General features: G+C 68.4%; 17 protein-coding genes, 1 tRNA gene and 2 pseudogenes. 5 read left to right on the forward strand and 15 right to left on the reverse strand.

Translation table 11 applies throughout. The annotated features are described in order from the left end of the window. Positions 1–47 precede the first annotated feature (47 nt). Positions 48–2,582 (reverse strand): annotated as a pseudogene (gene metE, locus BU28_RS22855) (5-methyltetrahydropteroyltriglutamate--homocysteine S-methyltransferase). Between metE and BU28_RS0112200 the strand changes: the two are divergent. After that, the gene (locus BU28_RS0112200; protein WP_028719733.1) at positions 2,473–3,360 is read left to right on the forward strand and encodes a LysR family transcriptional regulator; all 888 of its coding nucleotides are present in this window, start codon (positions 2,473–2,475) and stop codon (positions 3,358–3,360) included. The pseudogene metE and the gene BU28_RS0112200 overlap by 110 nt on opposite strands. On the opposite strand, the gene BU28_RS22860 is transcribed toward BU28_RS0112200, so the two are convergent. After that, entirely contained in the window at positions 3,342–4,181 is an 840-nt protein-coding gene (locus BU28_RS22860; protein ID WP_051578165.1) for a helix-turn-helix domain-containing protein, read from the reverse strand. The two genes, BU28_RS0112200 and BU28_RS22860, sit on opposite strands and share 19 nt — an antisense overlap. 45 nt (positions 4,182–4,226) lie before the next feature. On the opposite strand from BU28_RS22860, the pseudogene BU28_RS24200 reads away from it, so the two are divergent. Then, a pseudogene (locus BU28_RS24200) lies at positions 4,227–4,541 on the forward strand (isocitrate lyase/phosphoenolpyruvate mutase family protein); the annotation flags it as partial. Positions 4,542–4,551: 10 nt separating this feature from the next. Here the strand turns inward: BU28_RS24200 and tcuB are convergent. The 5 genes from tcuB to BU28_RS25475 are packed head-to-tail and all read right to left on the reverse strand — an operon-like array spanning position 4,552 to position 10,938. Next, on the reverse strand, positions 4,552–5,715 hold the full coding sequence (gene tcuB, locus BU28_RS0112215; RefSeq protein WP_081791369.1) for a tricarballylate utilization 4Fe-4S protein TcuB: 1,164 nt from the start codon (positions 5,713–5,715) through the stop codon (positions 4,552–4,554). Beyond that, a complete protein-coding gene (gene tcuA, locus BU28_RS0112220) occupies positions 5,702–7,108 on the reverse strand; it encodes an FAD-dependent tricarballylate dehydrogenase TcuA (RefSeq protein WP_028719735.1) in 1,407 nt (468 codons plus the stop codon). Before tcuA ends, tcuB begins: the two co-directional genes overlap by 14 nt. 1 nt (position 7,109) lies before the next feature. Then, positions 7,110–8,165, reverse strand: a complete 1,056-nt coding sequence (locus tag BU28_RS0112225) for an ABC transporter ATP-binding protein (RefSeq protein WP_028719736.1) — start codon at positions 8,163–8,165, stop codon at positions 7,110–7,112. Next, positions 8,158–9,828 carry an ABC transporter permease gene (locus BU28_RS25470; protein ID WP_028719737.1) on the reverse strand — a complete coding sequence of 557 codons (1,671 nt, stop codon included), beginning with the start codon at positions 9,826–9,828 and terminating at the stop codon, positions 8,158–8,160. The genes BU28_RS0112225 and BU28_RS25470 overlap by 8 nt, the downstream gene beginning before the upstream one ends. 3 nt (positions 9,829–9,831) lie before the next feature. Next, positions 9,832–10,938 carry an ABC transporter substrate-binding protein gene (locus BU28_RS25475; protein WP_088239287.1) on the reverse strand — a complete coding sequence of 369 codons (1,107 nt, stop codon included), beginning with the start codon at positions 10,936–10,938 and terminating at the stop codon, positions 9,832–9,834. Between the two features lie 157 nt (positions 10,939–11,095). On the opposite strand from BU28_RS25475, the gene BU28_RS0112240 reads away from it, so the two are divergent. The 3 genes from BU28_RS0112240 to BU28_RS0112250 all read left to right on the forward strand — a co-directional run bounded on the left by BU28_RS0112240 (position 11,096) and on the right by BU28_RS0112250 (position 12,953). Continuing rightward, on the forward strand, positions 11,096–11,797 hold the full coding sequence (locus tag BU28_RS0112240) for a GntR family transcriptional regulator (protein ID WP_028719739.1): 702 nt from the start codon (positions 11,096–11,098) through the stop codon (positions 11,795–11,797). Positions 11,798–11,948: 151 nt separating this feature from the next. Next, positions 11,949–12,455, forward strand: a complete 507-nt coding sequence (locus tag BU28_RS0112245; protein ID WP_028719740.1) for a DUF305 domain-containing protein — start codon at positions 11,949–11,951, stop codon at positions 12,453–12,455. Positions 12,456–12,464: 9 nt separating this feature from the next. Continuing rightward, on the forward strand, positions 12,465–12,953 hold the full coding sequence (locus BU28_RS0112250; RefSeq protein ID WP_028719741.1) for a DUF421 domain-containing protein: 489 nt from the start codon (positions 12,465–12,467) through the stop codon (positions 12,951–12,953). 42 nt (positions 12,954–12,995) lie between these two features. On the opposite strand, the gene BU28_RS0112255 is transcribed toward BU28_RS0112250, so the two are convergent. The 8 genes from BU28_RS0112255 to eutH all read right to left on the reverse strand — a co-directional run bounded on the left by BU28_RS0112255 (position 12,996) and on the right by eutH (position 20,373). Beyond that, on the reverse strand, positions 12,996–14,045 hold the full coding sequence (locus BU28_RS0112255) for an NAD(P)H-dependent flavin oxidoreductase (RefSeq protein ID WP_028719742.1): 1,050 nt from the start codon (positions 14,043–14,045) through the stop codon (positions 12,996–12,998). 303 nt (positions 14,046–14,348) lie between these two features. Then, a complete protein-coding gene (locus tag BU28_RS0112260; RefSeq protein WP_028719743.1) occupies positions 14,349–15,416 on the reverse strand; it encodes a M42 family metallopeptidase in 1,068 nt (355 codons plus the stop codon). A 124-nt stretch (positions 15,417–15,540) separates the two neighbouring features. Further along, the gene (locus BU28_RS0112265; protein ID WP_028719744.1) at positions 15,541–16,476 is read right to left on the reverse strand and encodes an NAD(P)/FAD-dependent oxidoreductase; all 936 of its coding nucleotides are present in this window, start codon (positions 16,474–16,476) and stop codon (positions 15,541–15,543) included. 32 nt (positions 16,477–16,508) lie between these two features. Next, positions 16,509–17,018, reverse strand: coding sequence for a ferritin-like domain-containing protein (locus BU28_RS0112270; RefSeq protein WP_036762773.1), 510 nt, complete (start codon positions 17,016–17,018; stop codon positions 16,509–16,511). 348 nt (positions 17,019–17,366) lie between these two features. Further along, a complete protein-coding gene (locus BU28_RS22865; protein WP_081791370.1) occupies positions 17,367–17,846 on the reverse strand; it encodes a thiamine pyrophosphate-dependent enzyme in 480 nt (159 codons plus the stop codon). A 78-nt stretch (positions 17,847–17,924) separates the two neighbouring features. Next, positions 17,925–18,008: transfer RNA gene (locus tag BU28_RS0112280), tRNA-Leu, on the reverse strand. A gap of 68 nt (positions 18,009–18,076) precedes the next feature. Next, on the reverse strand, positions 18,077–19,012 hold the full coding sequence (lipA, locus tag BU28_RS0112285) for a lipoyl synthase (protein WP_088239286.1): 936 nt from the start codon (positions 19,010–19,012) through the stop codon (positions 18,077–18,079). Between the two features lie 167 nt (positions 19,013–19,179). Continuing rightward, a complete protein-coding gene (eutH, locus tag BU28_RS0112290) occupies positions 19,180–20,373 on the reverse strand; it encodes an ethanolamine utilization protein EutH (RefSeq protein ID WP_028719747.1) in 1,194 nt (397 codons plus the stop codon). Positions 20,374–20,410: the final 37 nt, after the last annotated feature.

Genomic DNA, 20,410 nt, shown 5'->3' on the forward strand with positions numbered 1-20,410 from the left:
ACCGCGCGCCAAGGCGGGGGCGGACAGGGGCCGGCCGGCAGGCAAATTCAGCGATGCGCGCCGGCGCAGCCGCAATCGGTCGTTTCCAGGGGCCTTTCCCCGACGGGCAGCGGCTCCAGGTCGCCCTTGCGCAATGCCCTGGCCGCCGCGACCAGGTTTCGCAGCGCCGCCTCGGTCTCGGCCCAGCCGCGGGTCTTCAGCCCGCAGTCGGGGTTCACCCACAGCCGCTCGGCCGGGATCACGCTTGCGGCCTTGCGCAGCAGCGTGACCATGTCCGCCACCGGGGGCACGCGCGGGCTGTGGATGTCCCAGACCCCGGGCCCGATCTCGTTCGGATAGGCGAAATCGCCGAACACCGTCAGCAGCTCCATGTCCGAGCGCGCGGTCTCGATCGAGATCACGTCGGCATCCATCGCCGCGATGGCGGGCATGATGTCGTTGAACTCGGAATAGCACATATGGGTGTGGATCTGGGTGTCGTCGCGCACCGGACTGGCCGACAGGCGGAAACAGTCCACCGCCCATTGCAGATAGGCGTCCCAGTCCGCGCGGCGCAGCGGCAGCCCCTCGCGGATCGCGGGTTCGTCGATCTGGATCGCCTTGATCCCGGCGGCCTCGAGATCGGCCACCTCGTCGCGGATCGCCAGCGCGATCTGCCGGCAGGTCTGCGCGCGCGGCTGGTCGTCGCGGACGAAGGACCATTGCAGGATGGTGACCGGCCCGGTCAGCATTCCCTTCATCGGCCGGTCGGTCAGCGACTGGGCAAAGCGCGACCAGCCCACCGTCATCGGCCTGGGCCGCGACACGTCGCCGAAGATCAGCGGCGGCTTGACGCAGCGCGAGCCATAGCTTTGCACCCAGCCAAGGCGTGTGAAGGCAAAGCCCGACAGCTGCTCGCCGAAATATTCCACCATGTCGTTGCGCTCGAATTCGCCGTGGACCAGCATGTCCAGGCCAAGCGCCTCTTGCCGGCGGATGCAATCCTGGGTCTGCCGCTTCAGGAAGGCGTCGTAGGCGCCGTCCGCCAGCAGCCCCTTGCGGTGGTCGGCGCGCGCGCGGCGCACCTCGGCCGTCTGCGGGAAGGACCCGATCGTGGTGGTCGGAAAGGCCGGCAGGCCCAGCCGCGCCGCCTGCGCCCGCTGCCGCGCCGGATAGTCCGAGGCGCGGCGCAGGTCGGCCGGCGTCACCGCCGCCGCCCGGGTCTTGACCGCCGGGTCGTGGATGCGGGCCGAAGCCGCGCGGCCCGCCACGGCGCGGGCATTGGCGGCCAGTTCGATGGCCACGTCCTGCCCGTTCAGCGCGCGGCTGAGCGTCGCCACCTCGGCCAGTTTCTGCACGGCGAAGGACAGCCAGGATTTCAGTTCGCCGTCCAGCTCGGTTTCGGCATCCAGGTCCATCGGCACATGCAGAAGCGAACAGGAGGGCGCGATCTGGATGCGCCCCGGCCCCAGCGCCGCCACGGCCTGCTGCGCCAGCGCCAGCGCGGCGGCCAGGTCGGCGCGCCAGACATTGCGCCCGTCGATCAGGCCCAGCGACAGCAGCTTGTCGCCCGCCCCGGCCAGCAGCTGCGGCAGTTGCCCCGGCGCGCGCACCAGATCGACATGCAGCCCGACCACCGGCAGCGACAGCGCCAGGTCAAGGTTGTCGTCCAGCGCGCCGAAATAGCTGGCGACCAGCAGCTTCGGCCCGGCCTGCGCCAGTTCAGCATAGGCCGCCGCAAAGCCCGCGCGCTGCGCCGGGCTCAGGTCGGTGACCAGCACCGGCTCGTCGATCTGGACCCAATGCGCGCCGGCCTTGGCCAGTTCGCGCAGCACCTGCGCATAGACCGGCAGCACGCGGGGCAGCAGCGCGACGGGGTCCAGGCCCGGCTCCTTGGCCTTGCCGAGGCTCAGCCAGGTCAGCGGCCCGACCAGCACCGGCCGGGTCTGGTGGCCAAGCGCGCGGGCCTAAAGGAAGTCCTCGACCGGCTTGCGCGAGGCCAGCGCAAAGCTCTGGTCGCGGGTGAATTCGGGGACGATGTAATGGTAATTGGTGTCGAACCACTTGGTCATCTCCATCGCCGGGGCCTCGGTGGTGCCCCGCGCCATGGCGAAATACTGCGCCAGCGTCACCCGCCCCTCGACGGTGCCAAAGCGCGGCGGCACCGCGCCCAGCATCGCCGTGGTGTCCAGCATCTGGTCGTAAAGCGAAAAGTCGTTCGACGGGATGCGGTCGATCCCGGCCTCGGCTTGCAGCGCCCAATGCGCGGCGCGCAGGCGTGCGGCCTCGGCCAGCAGCGCGGGTTCGGACAGATCGCCGCGCCAATGCGCCTCGACGGCGGTCTTGAGTTCGCGCCGCGCGCCGATGCGCGGAAAGCCGAGTGTGGCGGAAAGGGTCATGGCAGCCTCCTGTTCGGGTCCGGGCCGGAATAGGGCTGATGTTCCATGATCTGGAAATGGTAATTTCTCATCGACCAATGAATGGAGATCATGGATGCTTGACCGCCAGCACTTGGCCATCCTGCGCGAGGTGGACCGCCTGGGCAGCGTGACCGCCGCCGCCGACCGGCTGAACCTGACGCAGTCGGCCGTCAGCCACACCATGCGCAAGTTCGAGCACCGCCATCGCGTCGCCGTCTGGCAGAAAGAGGGGCGCGGACTGCGCCTGACCCAGGCCGGGCGATACCTGCTGGCGCTGGCGCAGCGCGTGCTGCCCCAGATCGAACATGCCGAGACGGTGCTGGCCGATTTCGCCGCCGGCCAGCGCGGCGCGCTGCGGGTGGGGATGGAGTGCCATCCCTGCCAGCAATGGCTGATGCGCGTCGTCTCGCCCTATCTGGCGGCCTGGCCGGATGTCGACCTGGACCTGCGCAGCGGCTTTCGCTTTGGCGGCATCGCGGCCCTGCTGGGGCACGAGATCGACCTGCTGATCACCCCCGACCCGCTGGACCTGCCGGGCATTACCTATCGCGCGGTCTTCGACTATGAACTGGTGCTGGCCGTGCCCCAAGGCCATGCCATCGGCGCGGTCGCCGCGCCCGCGGACCTGACGCGCGAGGTGCTGATCACCTATCCCCTCGAACCGGCCCGGCTGGACATCTTCACCCGTTTCCTGGTGCCGGGCAACTGCCTGCCGCTGCGCCATCGCACGGTCGAGACGACCGAGATGATGCTGCACCTGGTCGCGGCGGGGCGCGGGGTCAGCGCGGTTCCCGACTGGCTGCTGCACGAGGCGGGCCGCGGCCTGCCGATCCGCGCCGCCCGGATCGGGCCGGGGCTGGCCAAGTCGATCCACCTGGGCACCCGGCGCGGCGAGGACGCGACCGATTACATCGCCGGCTTCCTGGCGCTGGCCGCGCAGGTTCAGCCCGCCGCCGAATAGGGCGCAAAGCGCGCCTCTCCGTCCCGGACCGAAAGCGGCCGGCCGACCATGGGAAAGGCGCGCTGCGGGCAGGCGGTCCGTTCGCAGACCTTGCAGCCCGGCCCGATGCGCACCGCCAGGTCGGGGTTCTTCAGGTCCAGCCCGCGGGCATAGATCAGCCGGTCGGCATGGGCCAGATCGCAGCCCAGGGCCACGGTAAAGGTCTTGACCGGGGCACCATAGCCGCCCTGGCCGCTTTGCACCTGCCGCGCGATCCACAGATCGCTGCGCCCGTCCGGCATCTGCGCGACCTGGCGGGTGATCTCGCCCGGCCGGCTGAACGCCTCGTAGACGTTCCACAGGGGGCAGGTGCCGCCGATGCGCGAGAAGTGGAAATCCGTGGCCGACTGCCGCTCGGAGATATTGCCCGCCCGGTCCACGCGGATGAAAAAGAACGGCACGCCCAGCGCCTCGGGGCGTTGCAGGGTCGAAAGCCGGTGGCAGGCGGTCTCGATCCCCACGCCGAAGCGGCGGGCGATCAGGTCGATGTCATAGGCCCGCGCCTCGGCTTCTCGCAGGAAGGCGGCATAGAACCAGTCGCGCACCGATTCAACGGCGGCGGCGGCGGCCTGCGGCTCGGTCAGCCGGCCCGCCAGCAGGTCGGCCCGCTCGGCCGTCTCGCGCAGGCAAGCCTGCATGGCGACGATGGCCCGCGCAACGGCGGGCATGTTCGCAGCGAGTTCCCGCAGTTCGGCCATGGAGGCGGGCGCGCCCTGGTCGGCCAGCGCGGCGCGCAGGTCGGTCAGCAGCCGCGCCTCGTCCGCGTCCGAGAAAAGCTGCACGTCGACAAGCGCAGCCTGCTGGCCGCCCCCGCGGCGGAGTAAGCCATGCCCTATCTGATCGCATCCGACCTGCCCGAGGCCCCCGCCGGCGCCCGCTTCCGCGCCGCGCTGGCCCGGCCCGGCATCCTGCAACTGCCCGGCGCGCATAACGGCATGGCGGCGCTTCAGGCCCGCGCGGCGGGGTTCCAGGCGCTTTACCTGTCGGGCGCGGCGATGACGGCCAGCATGGGCCTGCCGGACCTGGGCATCATCACCGTGGACGAGGTTGCCTTCTTCATCCGCCAGATCGCGCGGGCCAGCGGGTTGCCGGTGCTGGTCGACGGCGACACCGGCTATGGCGAGGCGCTGAACGTCATGCACACCCCCGCCCTTACCCCAGGTGCCGCTTTTTCTCGGCCGAGTAGCGCACCAGCGCCAGGCCGCGGAAGATGCCGTGCATGAACTTGCCGTAAGGCATGGTGACGAAGAAGCCGAAGACAAAGCCCAGGTGCAGCGCCAGCGTGACGCCCATCAGCGGCGTCGCGCGCAGGACCAGCAGCAGAAGGCCCGTCACGCCGGTCAGAAGCAGCATCAGGATGAAGGCCACATCCATGCCCATGCGGCTTTCGTCCATCAGCTGCCGGTTGCGGCGCAGCTTTGCGGCCAGCAGGCCCAGCGGGCCGATGGTGATGCCGATGCCGCCCAGCGTGCCCAGCACCACCGGCAGGTCCCACCAGGGATAAGGCGCGTCGCGGCCCAGCAGGTAATGCCACAGTGTCCCGACCGAGGTTGCGGCAAAGCACAGCATGAACCCATAGAACGTCAGGTGGTGGTAAAGCCGGCGGTTGTCGTCGGGCCTGTCGCTTTCGTTCATGCAGCCCATGCCGCCGCCGTCCAGGTATTTCAGGGTCGCGGCGTCATGCGCGCCCTCGGCCAGCGCGGCGGGGTCGCGCAGCGTGCCGGCCGGCTCGCCGATGTCGCGCCAGAAGCGGATGCAGGCCATGGCGATGGCCAGCACCGACCACAGGAAGGCCGCGCCAAAGATCGCCACCATCGTGTTGTGCGGCATGATCCGGTAAAAGGCGCCGGGACCGCGATGGGTGCCGAACAGCACCTCCGGGTCGTGCCAAAGCGCAAAGCCGATCATGAAGGCGGCCACCGACAGCGCCGCGATCAGCGCGACCGCCAGGCCGTTGCGGCGAAACAGCGGCGCCAGGAACCCCGGCCAGGCATAGCGGGCATAGCTGTCGTTCCTGACCTCGGCCAGCACCTTGGGAACGTTCACGTTGAATTCATGCGGCGGCGCGAACTGGCAGTCCGAATTGCAGGCGCCGCAGTTGTGGCACAGGTTCGCCAGATAGGTCAGGTCGCCCGAACCGAAGGCGCGGCGCATCTCCATCGCCGGGAAGACCGCGCAGAGCCCTTCGCAATAGCGGCAGGAATTGCAGACGGTCATCAGCCGCGCGGCCTCGTCCAGGTGGTCCTGCTGGGCGGGGGTGGCGGCGGCCTGCGGGCGCGGGGCTGCGCCGGGCAGGACGAATTCAGCGGCTTGCATGGGTGCTTGCTCCTTCTCCGGCAAGGCGGCCGAAGACGCTGCCGATGGTCATTCCGATGCCGGCCGCATAGCCGCGGCCCAGCACGTTGCCAGCCATGATCTCTCCGGCGGCATAGATGTTCTCGGCGCGCCCGCCGGCGGCGGTCAGCACGCGGGCGTCTTCGTCGACCTCGACGCCCAGATAGGTGAAGGTGATGCCGGGGCGCACGGGATAGGCATAGAAGGGCGCCTCCTCGATCCGCCGGGCCCAGTTGGTCTTGGGCGGCGTCAGCCCCTGGGTGTGGCAGCCGTCCAGCACGGTGTCGTCGAAGCTGCCCGGCTGCACGGCGGCGTTGAACCCATCCACCGTGGCCGACAGCGCCGCCGGGTCCAGCCCCAGCTTGCCGGCCAGTTCCGCGATGGTGCCGGCCGTGATCGGCGGGAACAGCGAGGGCATGAAGAGCTTCAGCGAGCGCGCGTCGAAGATGATATAGGCGATCTGGCCGGGCTGGGCGGCGACCAGCCGGCCCCAGATGGCATAGCGCTTGGGCCAGATGTCCTCGCCCTCGTCATAGAACCGCTGGCAGTCGCGGTTCACGACGATGCCAAAGACCACGCAATCCAGCCGGGTGATGATGCCGCCGTCGTATTTCGGCGCGCGGGCGTCGATGGCCACCGCATGGCACTGGGTCGGGTCGCCCAGCTGCTTCATGCCCTTGCCGATCAGGGTGCGCAGCAAGGAGCCACGGTTATAGGGCGTGCCGCGGATCAGGAAATTCTCGGCAATCTCGCCCCAGCCTTCCTTGAGCCAGTCGATATTCGCCTCGAACCCGCCCGAGGCCGCGACCAGCGCATGGCCGGGCAGGCGGCGCTTGCCCTGCGGCGTCGTCACCTCGGCGGCGACGAAGCGGGTGCCGTCCAGCTCCAGGTCCGTCACCTCGCTTTCATAGGCGACATGCACGCCCAGGCTCTCGGCGGTGCGGTACAGCGCGTTCAGCATCGACCGCCCGCCGCCCAGGAAGAAGCTGTTGGTGCGCCCCAGGCTCAGCGTGCCGCCCAGCGAGGGCTGGAAGCGCACGCCCTGTTCGACGATCCAGTCCAGCATGTCCTTGGAGCGGTGGATCATCATGCGCGCCAGCTGCCGGTTGGTCTGGCCCTCGGTGACGCGCAGCAGGTCCTCGAAGAACTCCTCCTCGGAATAGGGTCCGGAGAGGGTCGCCGTGGCGCTGTCGTGGGCGCAGCGCATGTTGCGGGTGTGGCGGGTGTTGCCGCCGCGATAGAAGCGCGGCGCCTTTTCCAGCACCGCGACCGAGGCGCCGCCCCGCCGTGCGGCGATCGCCGCGCAGAGCGCCGCATTGCCGCCGCCCGCGACGATGACATCATAGCTTCGGGTGAAATCGACGGGCGTTTCCATGTCAGAACACCCAGACGCTGTCGCGCGGGATGCGGACCAGCGCCCGCCCCTCGGGGACCGGGCCTTCGGTCAGCACGCGCAGGCTGTGCGGCCCGGTGCGATAGACGTTTTCCCATTTCTCGCCCAGGAACATGGTCGTGGCGCGGTCCATCTCGATGCAGTCCGGCTCGCCCGGGCTGCCCAGCGACAGCCGCTCCAACCGGCAGATCGCGGTGGCCTCGTCGCCGCGCCGGACCTCGTGGCCCATGCGGCCGGTGACGGTCAGCCCGTCGCAGTCGAGCACGGCAAAGCCGTCGCGCGCCTCGGTCACGCGGCCGGTCAGGCGGGCGTTGCTGCCGATGAAGTCGGCGGTGAACAGGGTCTTGGGCCGCGAATACAGGTCCTCGGGGCTGCCTTCCTGGGCGATGACGCCGCCGTTCAGCAGCACGATGGTATCGGCGATGGCCAGCGCCTCGATCTGGTCGTGGGTGACGATGACGGCGGCGCGCTCCTCGCGCTTGATCAGTTCCTTCAGGAAGGCCCGCGCCTCGTCGCGCAGCTTGGCGTCCAGGTTCGACAGCGGCTCGTCCAGCAGCAGCACCGGCGGGTCATAGGCCAGCGAGCGCGCGATGGCCACGCGCTGCTGCTGCCCGCCCGACAGTTGCGAGGGTAAGCGGGCGTGCAGATGGCCCAGGCCCAGCACCTCGAGCACCTCGCCGACCTTGCGCCTGACCTGCGCCTCGGGCGCCTTGCGCAGCCGCAGCCCATAGGCCACGTTGTCGAACACGGTGCGGTTCGGCCACAGCGCATAGGACTGGAACACAAAGCCCAGGCCGCGCTTCTCGGCCGGCAGGTCCAGCCCGGCTTCGCCGTGAAACACCTCCTTGCCCGAGACCGAGACGCGGCCGCGATAGGCGCGTTCCAACCCCGCGACGGTGCGCAAAAGCGTGGTCTTGCCCGAGCCCGACGGGCCGAGAAGGGCGGCGATCTGGCCCTTCTCGATGCTGAAGGACGCGCCCTTCAGCACCTCGACGGCGCCGTATTTCAGGTGAATGTTGTCGACGATCAGTTCAGGCATCCAGACGAACTCCAAGACGCAGGGCCAGCGCGATGCCGCCCGCAATGACCAGGGTGTTGACGACCGCCAGGGACGAGGCGATGTCGATGTTGCCGCCGTTCCACAGGCTGACCAGCATGGTGCCCATGACCTCGTTGCCCTGGCCCATCAGGAAGATGCCGGTGGAATATTCGCGGGCATACAGCAGGAAGGCCAGCAGCCAGGCTGCCATCAGCCCGTGGCGCGCCAGGGGCAGGATCACGTCGCGCGCCACGCGGCCGGTGCCCGCGCCGGCGACATGGGCGGCCTCCTCAAGCTCGCGCCCGACCTGGCCGAAGGAATTCGACACCAGCCGCAGGCCGAAGGGCAGCCAGACCAGGGTATAGGCGACCCACATCGCCACCAGAGAGGCGACGAAGGGGCGCAGCAGCGGCAGGAACAGGAAGATCCAGAACACCACCAGGCCCGCGACGATGCCCGGCATCGCGCGCGGCAGCAGCACCAGGAAATCCAGCGCCCGCGTGCTGCGCTTTTGCGAACGGTGGCTGGCCAGCCCGATCAGCGCATAGACGCAGAGCGAGGCGAAGCCGCCGGCAAAGGCCAGAAGCAGCGTGTTGACGATGGACCGCCGCACCAGCGGCAGTTCGGTCAGCTTGCGGTAGTTGTCCAGCGTCAGCACGTCGCGCAGATCGACCAGCGGTCCCCAGGTGGTGACCAGCGACCGCAGCGCCACGCCCGACAGGGGCAGCAGGACGACGACATAAAGCCAGACCATGACCCCGGCAAAGGCGACCCATTTCCACGGTCCCAGCGGCACCAGATGCGACCGCGTGGCCTTGCCGCCGATGGTGGAATAGCGCTGCGCCGACCGCAGCATCCGCCGTTGCAGCAGCACCAGCGGCAGCGTGACCAGCATCAGGAAGACCACCACCACGGCCATCAGCTGATAGGCGGGACGGCCCAGCAGGCTGTTGTATTTGTACAGATAGGTCGCCAGCACCAGCCGCCCGTCCTGGTCGCCCAGCACATAGGGCAGGCCGAACAGCTCGAACCCCAGGAAGGCGACCAGCACCGCGCTGACGGCAATCGAGGGCCAGACCAGCGGCAGCGTCACCCTGGTCGCCACCGTCAGCGGCGTGCCGCCGGCGACGCGCGCCGCCTCCTCGAGGTCCGAGGGCACGGTGCGCAGTGCGGTCGAGACATAGATATAGACATGCGGCACATGGGTCAGGCCGACGACCAGCACCAGGATCGGCATGGAATAGACGTTCCAGAACACCGGCCCGACGGTGTTTTCCCACCAGACCGACCAGAAGCCCGACGGCCCGATGGACACGATATAGCCAAAGGCCAGCACCATGGGCGACATGAACAGCGGCAGGAAGATCGCCGGCTCGATCCATTTGCGGCCCGGCATGTCGGTCCTGACCATCAGGAAGGCCAGCAACGAGCCCAGCGGCACCGCGATCACGACCATGCCCAGGGCCAGGGTGACGGTGTTGCGCAGCGCGGCCCAGAAGCCGGGATCGCCCAGCACGAAGGCATAGGTGTCGGTGGTCAGGCTGGACCGGGCGTTGAAGAAGGCGTCGGTCAGGAAGCTCTGCCACAGGATCAGCCCCACCGGGGCCAGGATGAACAGCGCCGTCAGTGCGACGACGCCGTTGCGCCAGGACTCGTTGCGCATGGGTCAGCGCCCCGACTTGATGGCGGCGGCCCAGTCGCGGAAGAACGCCAGCCGCTGCATCGGCTGCACCGCGTCCAGCAGTTCGGGACCGATGGGCACGGGCTTCAGCCGGTCGCCATGCGCGGCGGTCAGGCTGGCGATGGTGGCCTTGCCCTGGACGTCGGGCCGGATGGCGAACAGATGCGCCTCATTGCCGATGACGGTCTGGCCGCGATGCGACAGCAGATAGTCCAGAAACACCCGCGCCGCGTTCGGATGCTGGGCCTTTTCGGTGACGAAGGCCAGGCGCGACAGGACGGTGGTGTAATCCTCGGGCACCACGACCTTGACGTTCGGGTCGCGTTCGGCGCGCAGATAGGCATAGGGGCCGATGATGTTGTACCCCAGCGCATGTTCGCCGGCGCTGATCTTTTCCAGCATGGTGCCGGTCGAAGTGTAGAACTTGGCATCGACCGCCCCCAGCGCCCTGGCCACGTCCCAGATGCCATCGCCCTGCGCCGCGTCGCGGCTGAGCGCGAAAAAGCCCAGGCCCGAGCGTTCGGGGTCATAGGTCGCGACCTTGCCCTGCATCGCGTCCTTGTTCGCCACCAGCCATTCGGCCAGCGCGGCATGGCTTTTCGGCATCTCCTCGGGGGCGATGACCTTGCTGTTGTAGACCATCACCACCGGCTCGTAGGTGGTGGCATAGATGCTGTCACCGTGCGCCCAGTCCGGCAGCGCGGCGGTCTCGGGCGAGGCATAGGGGGCGGCGATCCCGTCCTCGACCATCTGGTATTGCAGGTCCATGGCCGAGGACCAGACCACATCCGCCTTCAGCGCGCCGGCCGCGGCCTCGCTGCTGACGCGGCTGAACAGGTCGGCGGCCTTGATCTCGATGTAATCGGCGCGGATCTTCGGGAACGCCTTCTGGAAATCGGCCAGGATCGGCTCGACCGCCGCATGTTCGGTATTGGCATAGATCACCACCGCGCCCTCGGCCTCGGCCTTGGCGACGATATCGGCGTAATCTGCGGGATAGCCGGCGGGGATCTCGGCCAGCGCGGGCAGCGGTGCGGCCAGCGCGACGGCAGCACAAAGCAGCCGGCCGAGGGCCGTTTTCTGAAAGCTCATGATTTCTCCTCTCCCTGGCGAATGCGGGGTCGAATCGACCAGAATGTCGCGGATTATTGGCTATTACTGTATACAATAAAATACAACAAAATTCTTTCCGATGGTGCAGCGCGGCGGGGGGCGCTAGAACAGGGGGAAACACGAACGGGACCGCTTCATGGATACGCGCCAGGACATGTCGAAGGGCAAGCTTGCCCGTCTTTGGGATGGTGCGCCGGCCGGGTTGCGCGGGTCCGGCCTGGGCGACGCCGTGTTTCACGCCCTGCGCCAGGGGTTGCGCGAAGGCCTGTTCCAGCCCGGCGAACGCCTGCGCGAGGAGGAAATCGCCGAGGCGTTTTCGGTCAGCCGCACCCCCGTGCGCGACGCGCTGCGCCGGCTGCTGGAACGCCGCCTGCTCGAGGTGTCGGGCGGGCGCGGGCTGATGGTGCGGCGGCTGGACCGGGGCGAGGTCTTCGAGCTTTACCAGATGCGCGAAATCCTCGAAGGGACGGCGGCGCGGCTGGCCGCCGAAAACGCCACCCCGGCCGAGGTGGCCTTGATGCGCGACCTGCACGGCGCCTTTGAACAGGCCCGAGAGCCCGCCGACCACGCCCGCATCAACAAGCAGTTCCACGATGCCATCTCGGGCGCGGTCAGGAACCGCTATTTCCACGGTCCGCTGGAGGGATTGCAGGACGCGCTGGCGCTGCTGGGGCCGACGACGTTTTCGGTCGCCGGCCGGGCGCATCCCGCGGTGGCCGAGCACCGGCTGATCCTGGACGCCATCGCCGCGCACGATCCCGACGCGGCCGAGGCCGCCGCGCGCGACCACATCCGCCGCGCCCTGGCGACCCGGCTGAAGATGCTGAGCCAGGGTTGACCGCCGAAGCGAAGGGCACCGCCCCTTGCGGGGGCCGCGGGCGGGCCTGAGCGGCAGCCGCGGCCGCCGGCTGCCCCGCGAAAGCGCCGATGATGCGGAACCTGCACGGCGGCAGGCTGTTGGCATCGAGGGGCAAATCCGGGGAAAGGCGATGAGCTATCGACGCTTCGCGGCCATGATCGCGACATCCACCATCGTCATGTTCGGCCTGATGTATCTGAACACCTACGCGTGGGACCACATCCATTACAGCCAGACCCAGACCTGGATGGCCGTCGTGATGGGCGCGGTGATGGCGATCATCATGCTGTCCTTCATGTGGGGCATGTACAAGAACAGGGGACTGAACATCGCGATCATCGCGGCCTCGGTCGTCGCCTTCGCCGGAGCCCTCTGGCTGGTGCGCAGCCAGGAGACCGTCGACGACATCAGCTACATGAAAGCGATGATCCCCCACCACTCGATCGCCATCATGACCAGCGAGCGGGCCCATATACGCGACCCCCGCGTCCGCGCGCTCGCCGACCGGATCATCGAGGCCCAGGTCCGCGAGATCGGCGAGATGAAGGCGCTGATCGCCGACCTGGAACGCAATCCGCCCCCCGCCGATGCGGCCGACCTGCCGCCCAACGCGAAAACCGAACCTGCCGCGCCGTAAGGAGGCCCCATGAACTGGACCCAGATGCTTTTTCAGGACTGGAGCGGGATCGCGCGCACGGTCGCGGTCGGGCTTCTGGCCTATGTCACGCTTGTCCTTTTCCTGCGCATTTCGGGAAAGCGCACGCTTGCCAAGCTGAACGCCTTCGACCTGGTCGTGACCGTCGCCCTGGGTTCGACGCTGTCGGCGATTCTCTTGCAGGAATCCATCGCGCTGGCGGAGGGGGCGACCGCGCTGGCGCTTCTGATCGCGATGCAGTTCGTCGTGACATTCATTTCCGTCCGGTCGGAACGCTTCGCCAAGATCGTCCGGTCCGAGCCGGCGCTTCTGGTTCGCGACGGGGCTTTTTGCCGCGCAGCCATGAAGCGGGAACGCATCACCGAGGACGAGGCGCTGAGCGCGGTCCGCGCTGCCGGGGGCAGGGGGGTAGAGGATGTGGCCAGCCTGATCCTGGAAAGCGACGGGACGCTGAGCACCGTGCTGCGGGACGGCCGATAAGCGTGCCGGTCCGTCGATGCTGCGCCCCCGGCCAAGGCCCTCTCACCCTTCGCCGCGCAGTTCCCGCGCCAGCGTCGCCATCAGTTCGGCCGCGGGCATGGCGCGCGCAAGCGGCGCGCCCTGTCCCGCCCACTGGGCGCCAAAGCCCGTCTCGCCCCGGGCACGCGCCGCGGCGTGCAAGGCCTTGCCGGCGTCGTAGGTGGCGGGATAGCCGGGCGTCGGCAGGCCGCCGAGCCTTTCGGCCAGGGCCGTGAAGCGGGTGGGCAGCGACCGCGCGGGTCGGCCCGAGACGATGGCGGTGAAAAGCGTGTGCGCGGCCCCCGGCCCCATCAGGGCGGCGCGATAGGCCTCGTCCGCGCTTGATTCCGGGCAGGGCACGAAGGCGGTCCCAAGCTGGGCCGCGACGGCGCCCAGGTCCAGCGCGGCACGGATGCCGGCCCCGTCCATGATGCCGCCCGCGGCGATGACCGGAAGCCGGCTGCCGCGCACAAGAAGGCGCGTCAGGGCCAGGGTGCCCAGGCCGTCGTCGGGCGCGTCCGGGTCGAAGATGCCCCGATGCCCCCCGGCCTCGATGCCCTGGGCCACGATCCCGTCAAGCCCGGCGGCCTCGATGGCGCGCGCCTCCTCGGGGCTGGTGGCGGTGGCAACAAGCAGGATGCCCGCGCCCTGCAGGGCGGCAATGGCCGCGGCCGAGGGCAGGCCGAAATGAAAGCTCACGACGGGCGGGCGCAGTTCGAGAAGCAGCGCCAGCATGTCGGGATCGTCGGCGAAGCTGCGATAGATCGGCCGCAGGCGGCTGGGCGGCGCGGCCCCGAATTCCGCGAACAGGGGCGCAAGCGCCGCGATCCAGGCAGCCTCTGCCTTTGCGTCGGGAACAGGCGTCGCATGGACGAATACGTTGACATTGAAGGGCCGGTCCGTGCGCCCGCGCAAGTCCTCGATCTGCGCCCGCGCGCCGGCCGCGTCGGTCGCGCCCACCCCCAGAGAGCCGAGCCCGCCCGCATTCGACACCGCCGCCGCAAGCCGGGGCGTCGAGACCCCTGCCATGGGCGCCTGGATGATCGGCAGCGACACGCCCAGGGCTTCAAGCATGATGGTCTTCCTTGACAGGGGGTGGCATGGCCGTCCGGGCCACGCGATGGATGGGCAGTCCGTGAGAGAATGCCCCCTGTCGCGCCGGATAGCCATATCTCGTGTCGACCCTCGTCCGCGCGGCGCCCAGATCGCGGGGGGGGCGCGGAGCATCGCTTTCCGGGCGAGAAGGCCGCGCGTGTCGCAGCCATGGAAGATCGCAATCCTTTGTCGCCCGGATCCAGGTCGGTCCTTGGTTCCCGAAGCCATCCTCGCGCCGGCTTGGGACAGATGGGATGCGCCGGTCTCCGACGGCTTCGTCCCTTACATCGGGGTGAAATCCGTATCCGGGCGCAGGCGTCGGCAATATTCGCAGACAAGATCGATGGTGGCCTGGATATCGGCGAGCGATACCACCTCGGATGGGGTGTGCATATAGCGCAGCGGCACCGAGATCACACCCGTGGCGACGCCGCCCTGCAGCTCTTGCACGACCCGGGCGTCGGTCGGGCTGGTGCCGCCGGTCGCCTGCTGCTGCCAGGCGATCCCCTTGTCCCGCGCGGCCGAGATCAGAAGGTCCAGCACCACCGGGTTGGTGTTGGCCCCCTGCGAGATGCCCGGTCCCTTGCCCAGATCGAGTTGCCCCTGATCCTGGGGCCGCGCACGCGGATAATCCGTGGCCACGCCCATGTCGATCGCAAGGGCCGTGCGCGGCGCAAGGTTGAAGCCCGCCGTCTTGGCGCCGCGAGAGCCGATCTCCTCCTGCACCGTGCCCAGGATGTACAGCCCGACGTCGGGATGCACGCCGCCCTCCTCGGCCAGGCGGCGCACCACCTCGGCGCCGATCAGCAGCCCCACCTTGTTGTCGAAGGCCCGTCCCACGGCCAGGCCGCCGCGCAGCAGGGCGAAGCCGGCGTCGATCGTCACCGGGCTGCCGACATGGACGACCTTTTCGGCCTCTGCGCGCGAGGATGCGCCGATGTCGATCCACAGATCCTTCAGCGACGGCGTCTGGCTGACATCGGATGCCTCGAAGGTCTGGATCGCCTTGCGCCCGATCACCCCCGGCACGCGTTCATGTCCATGAACCCAGACGCGCTGTTCGATCTCGGTCGCGACGTCGGTGCCGCCGATGGTGCTGAAGAACAGGAAGCCGTCCTGGTCGATGTGATGGACGATGAAGCCCACTTCGTCCATGTGGCCCGCATACATGAAGCGCATCGGGGCGTCGGGATGGATGACGGCGCTGACATTGCCCAGGATATCGGTCGTGACCTTGTCCGCGAAGGGCTGGACGTAATCGCGATAAAGCCGGGCGACCGGCTGCTCGAAACCGCTGGGCGAGGGGGCCGCGACGATGGCTTTCAGGAAATCAAGGGCCGGATCATGCATGGCATGGAACTCCTGTAGGGTCTGTCCCAACCGCCCTGCACGGGCAATGTTCCGAAAAGGAAACCGTCTGGCCGGCGGGCGCGGGGCGGACCAAGGCGCCGGCCCACCCCCGCCGGGATCGGGCCTAGAGACTGTCGGCCACGCAGCGTCCTTCGGCCAGCCGAAGACGATTGTGGATCCGCGTGGCGGCGATCTCGCCCTGCGCCATGGCGACGGCGATCTGGTTTAGGCCGGTGACGACGTCCCCGGCCGCAAAGACCCCTTCCGCAGAGGTCTCCTGATGCGCGTCGGTCAGGATGCGACCGTCGGCCGCCAGCTTGGCGCCCAGCGTACGGGCAAGGGTGTTTTGCGGATCGCTGCCCAGGCCGGAATAGACCGCCGCGAACCGGCGCTGCCCGCCTTCCAGCCGGACATCGACCCGGTCGCCGCCGAAGTCCCAGCCCGCGGCCTTCTCCGTGACGATCCTGACCCCGGCGCGGTCCAGCTTGGACCGGACGCCGGCCGAAACCTGAAGGTCTTGTCCAAGCGTCAGCACCGTGATGTCGGACGTGTAATGGCGAAGAAACAGGGCCTCGCCGGCGGCGCAGTCCCCGTCCCCGATGACCGCGACGGGCTTGCCGGTCAGCTCGTAGGCGTCGCAGACCGGGCATTGCCGGACAAGACCCTCGCGGATATGGCACAGGGCATCGCGGATCGGCGGAAGGCGGTCACGCGATCCCGTGGCCAGGATGACATGATCCGCGACCAGCGTCCTGCCGGCCTGCACGGCCAATCTGCCGTCCTGCAACCGGGCGATATCCATCGCCTGGTCCGGCAGGCAGGTCACGCCATAGTTGCGCAGCTGTTGCCGCATCCTGTCCAGCAGCTCGCGCCCGCCAATGCCATCGGGATATCCCGGATGATTGTGCGAGCGCGGGATCAGCCCGGCACGGCTTTCCCCGCCGTCGAGCAGGATGACCCGGCGCCGGAAACGCGCCAGATAGATGGCGGCCGTCAGGCCGGCGGGGCCGCCGCCGACGACGATACAGTCGATGTCCCCCTTGCGTCGCGGATCGTCCATCCGATACGTCCCTCAAGCGCCGACCCGCGGCCTCAGACGTCGGCGCGCTGGTCGCTGGCGGACAGCCGGATGAACTGGCGCACCACGTCGGGCAGGCCGGCCTCGATATCGGCCGCCATCGCGCGTTCCTCATCCAGGTTCTGTTGCAGCAGGGGAATCGCGGATTGGCCGCCGCCCTGTTCGGCCATCGTGATCAGGCTGGTATAGGCGGCGATTTCGAAATGCTCGAACGCATAGTTGGCAAGCGAGTTCTTGAGGATCTCGTCGCTGGCCAGGCTGTGGGTGACGGCCGCCATGGAGCCGCCAAGCGACAGCATCGTGTCCTTCAGGCCCGACGCGGATGTGCCCAATCCGTCCAGGATCTCGTCGATCCGCCGGATCTGGCCCTCGGTTTCGCGGATATGGCGGTCCAGAAGCGCGGAAACCTCGGGATAGTGTTCCAGCCGGTTCAACTGCGGCTGCATGATGGACAGGGCCTGTTTCTCCATGGCATGGGCATTGCGAAGACCGTCAAGAAAAATGTCATGTGCGGAGGTGGTCACTGTTCGTCTCCTTTGTGGATCGGTTGCGACACGACCGGAAGCGGGCCGCGAGTGGAAGGAACCGGGCCGGGCGGCATCTGTTCCGAGTGATCGGGAAAATAGCGGTCGATCCATCGCGCCGGACGCGCAGGTCGGGCACCCGTCGGCGTGGCCTTGCCCGTCTCGGCTGGCCCGGTCCCGGCGCATGACCGTCCCCGGCGCCGGGGCAGGCGCCGAGAAAGAAGCGCCGCCCCATCCCGCGGTGGCGCAAGTCATGAAGGCGCCCGCCCGGTGGATTGGGGCCCGGCCGCACGACGCGCGCCCCCGGCCAGGGTGTCGGACGCCGGAGGGACGGGCCGAAACCGGCCTTCAGATCGGTTGGAAGCCGAGCGCCGCGCGGAAGCGGTTCTTGACATAGCTGCCGTCGCGCGGCGGCAGGACGCGCGGCGCTTCCGCCGCGGCGATCTTGATCACCGCCAGTTTGACGCCGTCGCGTGTCGCAAGCTGCCGTTGCAGGTCCGTCACGCCATCCAGGTCGGTGATGCGTGCCGTCCAGGAAAAGCCGCAGGCGGCGGCCACGCGATCGAACTCGAGACCTCGGCCGGCGTGGCTGACCTGCATCCCCGTCTCGCCGAAATGGCCGTTGTCGAGGATGGCGACAGTCAGGTTCGGCGGGTTCTGCACCGCCACCGTCGCCAGCGCGCCGAAACCCATCAGCGCCTCGCCGTCGCCCGTCACCACCAGGACGGATCGGTCGGGCTGCGCCCTGGCAAGCCCCAGTCCGGTCATCACGGCCGAACCCATCGCCGCCCACAGGGAGTAATTGTTGTCGTGGTCGCCTGCCGCCATCACGTCATAGGCCGCCGATCCCAGGCCATCGGCACATCGCTGTGTGAAACAAGGCCCGCCGTGCGACAGGCCGTTTCTTGGTAGGGGTTATCGGACTCGAACCGATACTCCGTTAGGAAGCAGATTTTGAGTCTGCCGCGTCTACCATTCCGCCAAACCCCCAAGCGCGCCCCTGCGGGCCCGTCGCATCTCGCCTAAGACCCAGGGCGGGAATTTGCAAGAGCCCGCGCTCAGGCCCGGCCCAGCTTCTTCAGTCGCGCTTCGCGCAAGGCGGCGAAATCGTCGCCCGCGTGATAGGACGACCGCGTCAGCGGCGTCGCGGACACCATCAGGAAGCCCTTGCCATAGGCGGCCTTTTCATAGCTGGCGAATTCTTCCGGGGTGACGAAGCTTGCCACCCGGTGGTGCTTGGGCGTCGGCTGCAGGTACTGGCCGATGGTGATGAAATCCACGTCCGCCGCGCGCATGTCGTCCATCACCTGCAGGACCGACTGCCGGTCCTCGCCCAGGCCGACCATGATGCCCGACTTGGTGAACATCGCCGGGTCGAGCTCCTTGACCTTTTGCAGCAGCCGCAGCGAATGGAAATAGCGCGCGCCGGGCCGCACCTCGGGGTAAAGCCCCGGCACGGTTTCCAGGTTGTGGTTGAAGACGTCGGGCCGCGCCTCGACCACGGTTTCCAGCGCGCCGGGCTTCGACTTCAGGAAGTCGGGCGTCAGCACCTCGATCGTCGAGGACGGAGAGCGGTGGCGGATCGCGCGGATGGTCTGGGCGAAATGCTCGGCCCCGCCATCGTCCAGGTCGTCGCGGTCGACCGAGGTGATCACGACATGCTTCAGCCCCAGCTTGTGCACCGCATGGGCCACGCGGCCCGGTTCGAACACGTCCAGCGCGTTGGGCTTGCCGGTCGCCACGTTGCAGAAGGTGCAGCCGCGGGTGCAGATCTCGCCCATGATCATCATGGTGGCGTGGCCCTGGCTCCAGCATTCGCCGACGTTGGGGCAGCCGGCTTCCTCGCAGACCGTGGACAGGCGGTTTTCGCGCAGCAGGTCGCGGGTCTGCTTGTAGCCTTCCGAAGTGGGCGCCTTGACGCGGATCCAGGACGGTTTCTTTGGCTGTTCCTGATCGGGCCGGTGGGCCTTTTCGGGATGGCGTTGCTCTGGCATCCGAAGATCGCGCAAGGTCTAGTCCTTTCGGTCGCGGCTGGAGCGAAAGATAACCCTTCGGCCGGCCGAAGGCAACGCCGGCGTGGCGGGCCGAAAGGGGGCCGCGGATTTCGTCGCCCGGCAGGAAACGCCTTGGCCCTGCCGGGGGATTTTGCGTGGGGCGGGCGCTAGCCCGCCTCGGCCGCCGCAACCCGGGCCTGGCCCTGCAGCCGCATCGCGATGGCAAAGCCGGCGATGCCGCCTGCCAGCTTGCCCAGCAGCAGCGGCAGGATGATCGTCGGCTGGAAATTGGCCGAGAACGCCAGGTGATCGCCGAACATGAAGGCGCCGCAGACTGCAAAGGAAATCACCAGGACCTTGTCGCGCGGCGGCATGTCCTTGACCAGCCGGAACATGGCCAGCACGTTCGCCGCCGCCGCAAGCAGCCCGGCCGTGCCCGCCGAGGAAAGGCCCAGCCGCGCCCCGACCCATTGCATGGGCCGTTGCAAAAAGCGGTTCATCAGCCAGCCCATCGGAAAAGCGCCGCACAGCATGATGCCGATATAGCCCGCGATCTCGAGCGCGCGGAACTGGTCCTCGGCATCGGCGATGATCGGGGCGAAGCCCCAGTGGCCGAAGACGCGGGTGAAGAAGCCGGTGAAATACTCGACGATCGAGAACACCAGGACCAGCGTGATCGCGGCATACATCACCCGGCCGAAGCCCAGGAACAGCCGGATCATCGCCTTGGGAAACAGCTTCAGGCAGGTCGCCAGCACCAGGCAAAAGACGATCAGGGGCGCGATGTTGCGCATGACCTGCAAGGTGTTCATCGCCAGCGCATGGGTGGCCTCGCCGGTGGCGGCGATCTCGGGGCGGACGGCGATGCCCATGACCCCCAGCGCCAGGCAGGACACCAGGACGCCGACGGGAATGGCCAGCACGCCGCACATGATGCCGACGGCCATGTATTGGTGGTCGTCCTTGTCCAGCATGGCAAGGCCCACGGGGATCGTGAAGATGATCGTCGCCCCGGCCATGAAGCCGGTGACCGAGGCCATGATCCAGCCCTCCTGGCTTTGTGCCAGCGCCCTGGCCAGCTGGTAGCCGCCCATGTCCACCGCGATGATCGAGGTCGCGGCCATGGCCGGATCGGCGCCGACCGCATGGAACAGCGGCCCCGCCACCGCGTCGACGAAGGCCGACAGATAGGGGATCGAGGCCATGATCCCCGCCACCGGGATGAAGATATAACCGATGGCATGCAGCCCGGCGCTGAACTCGCGCCCCAGCGGGCTGTCGCTGTCGACGATCGAGGCGATGGCCCCGATCACCGCGCAGATCATGATGATGTAGATGACGAATGTCCCGATCTGGGCCATGATGTGTCCTCCCTTATGGTTGAGGGGCGGGCCTCCC

Source organism: Paracoccus yeei ATCC BAA-599 (assembly GCF_000622145.1).
GTDB lineage: Bacteria > Pseudomonadota > Alphaproteobacteria > Rhodobacterales > Rhodobacteraceae > Paracoccus > Paracoccus yeei.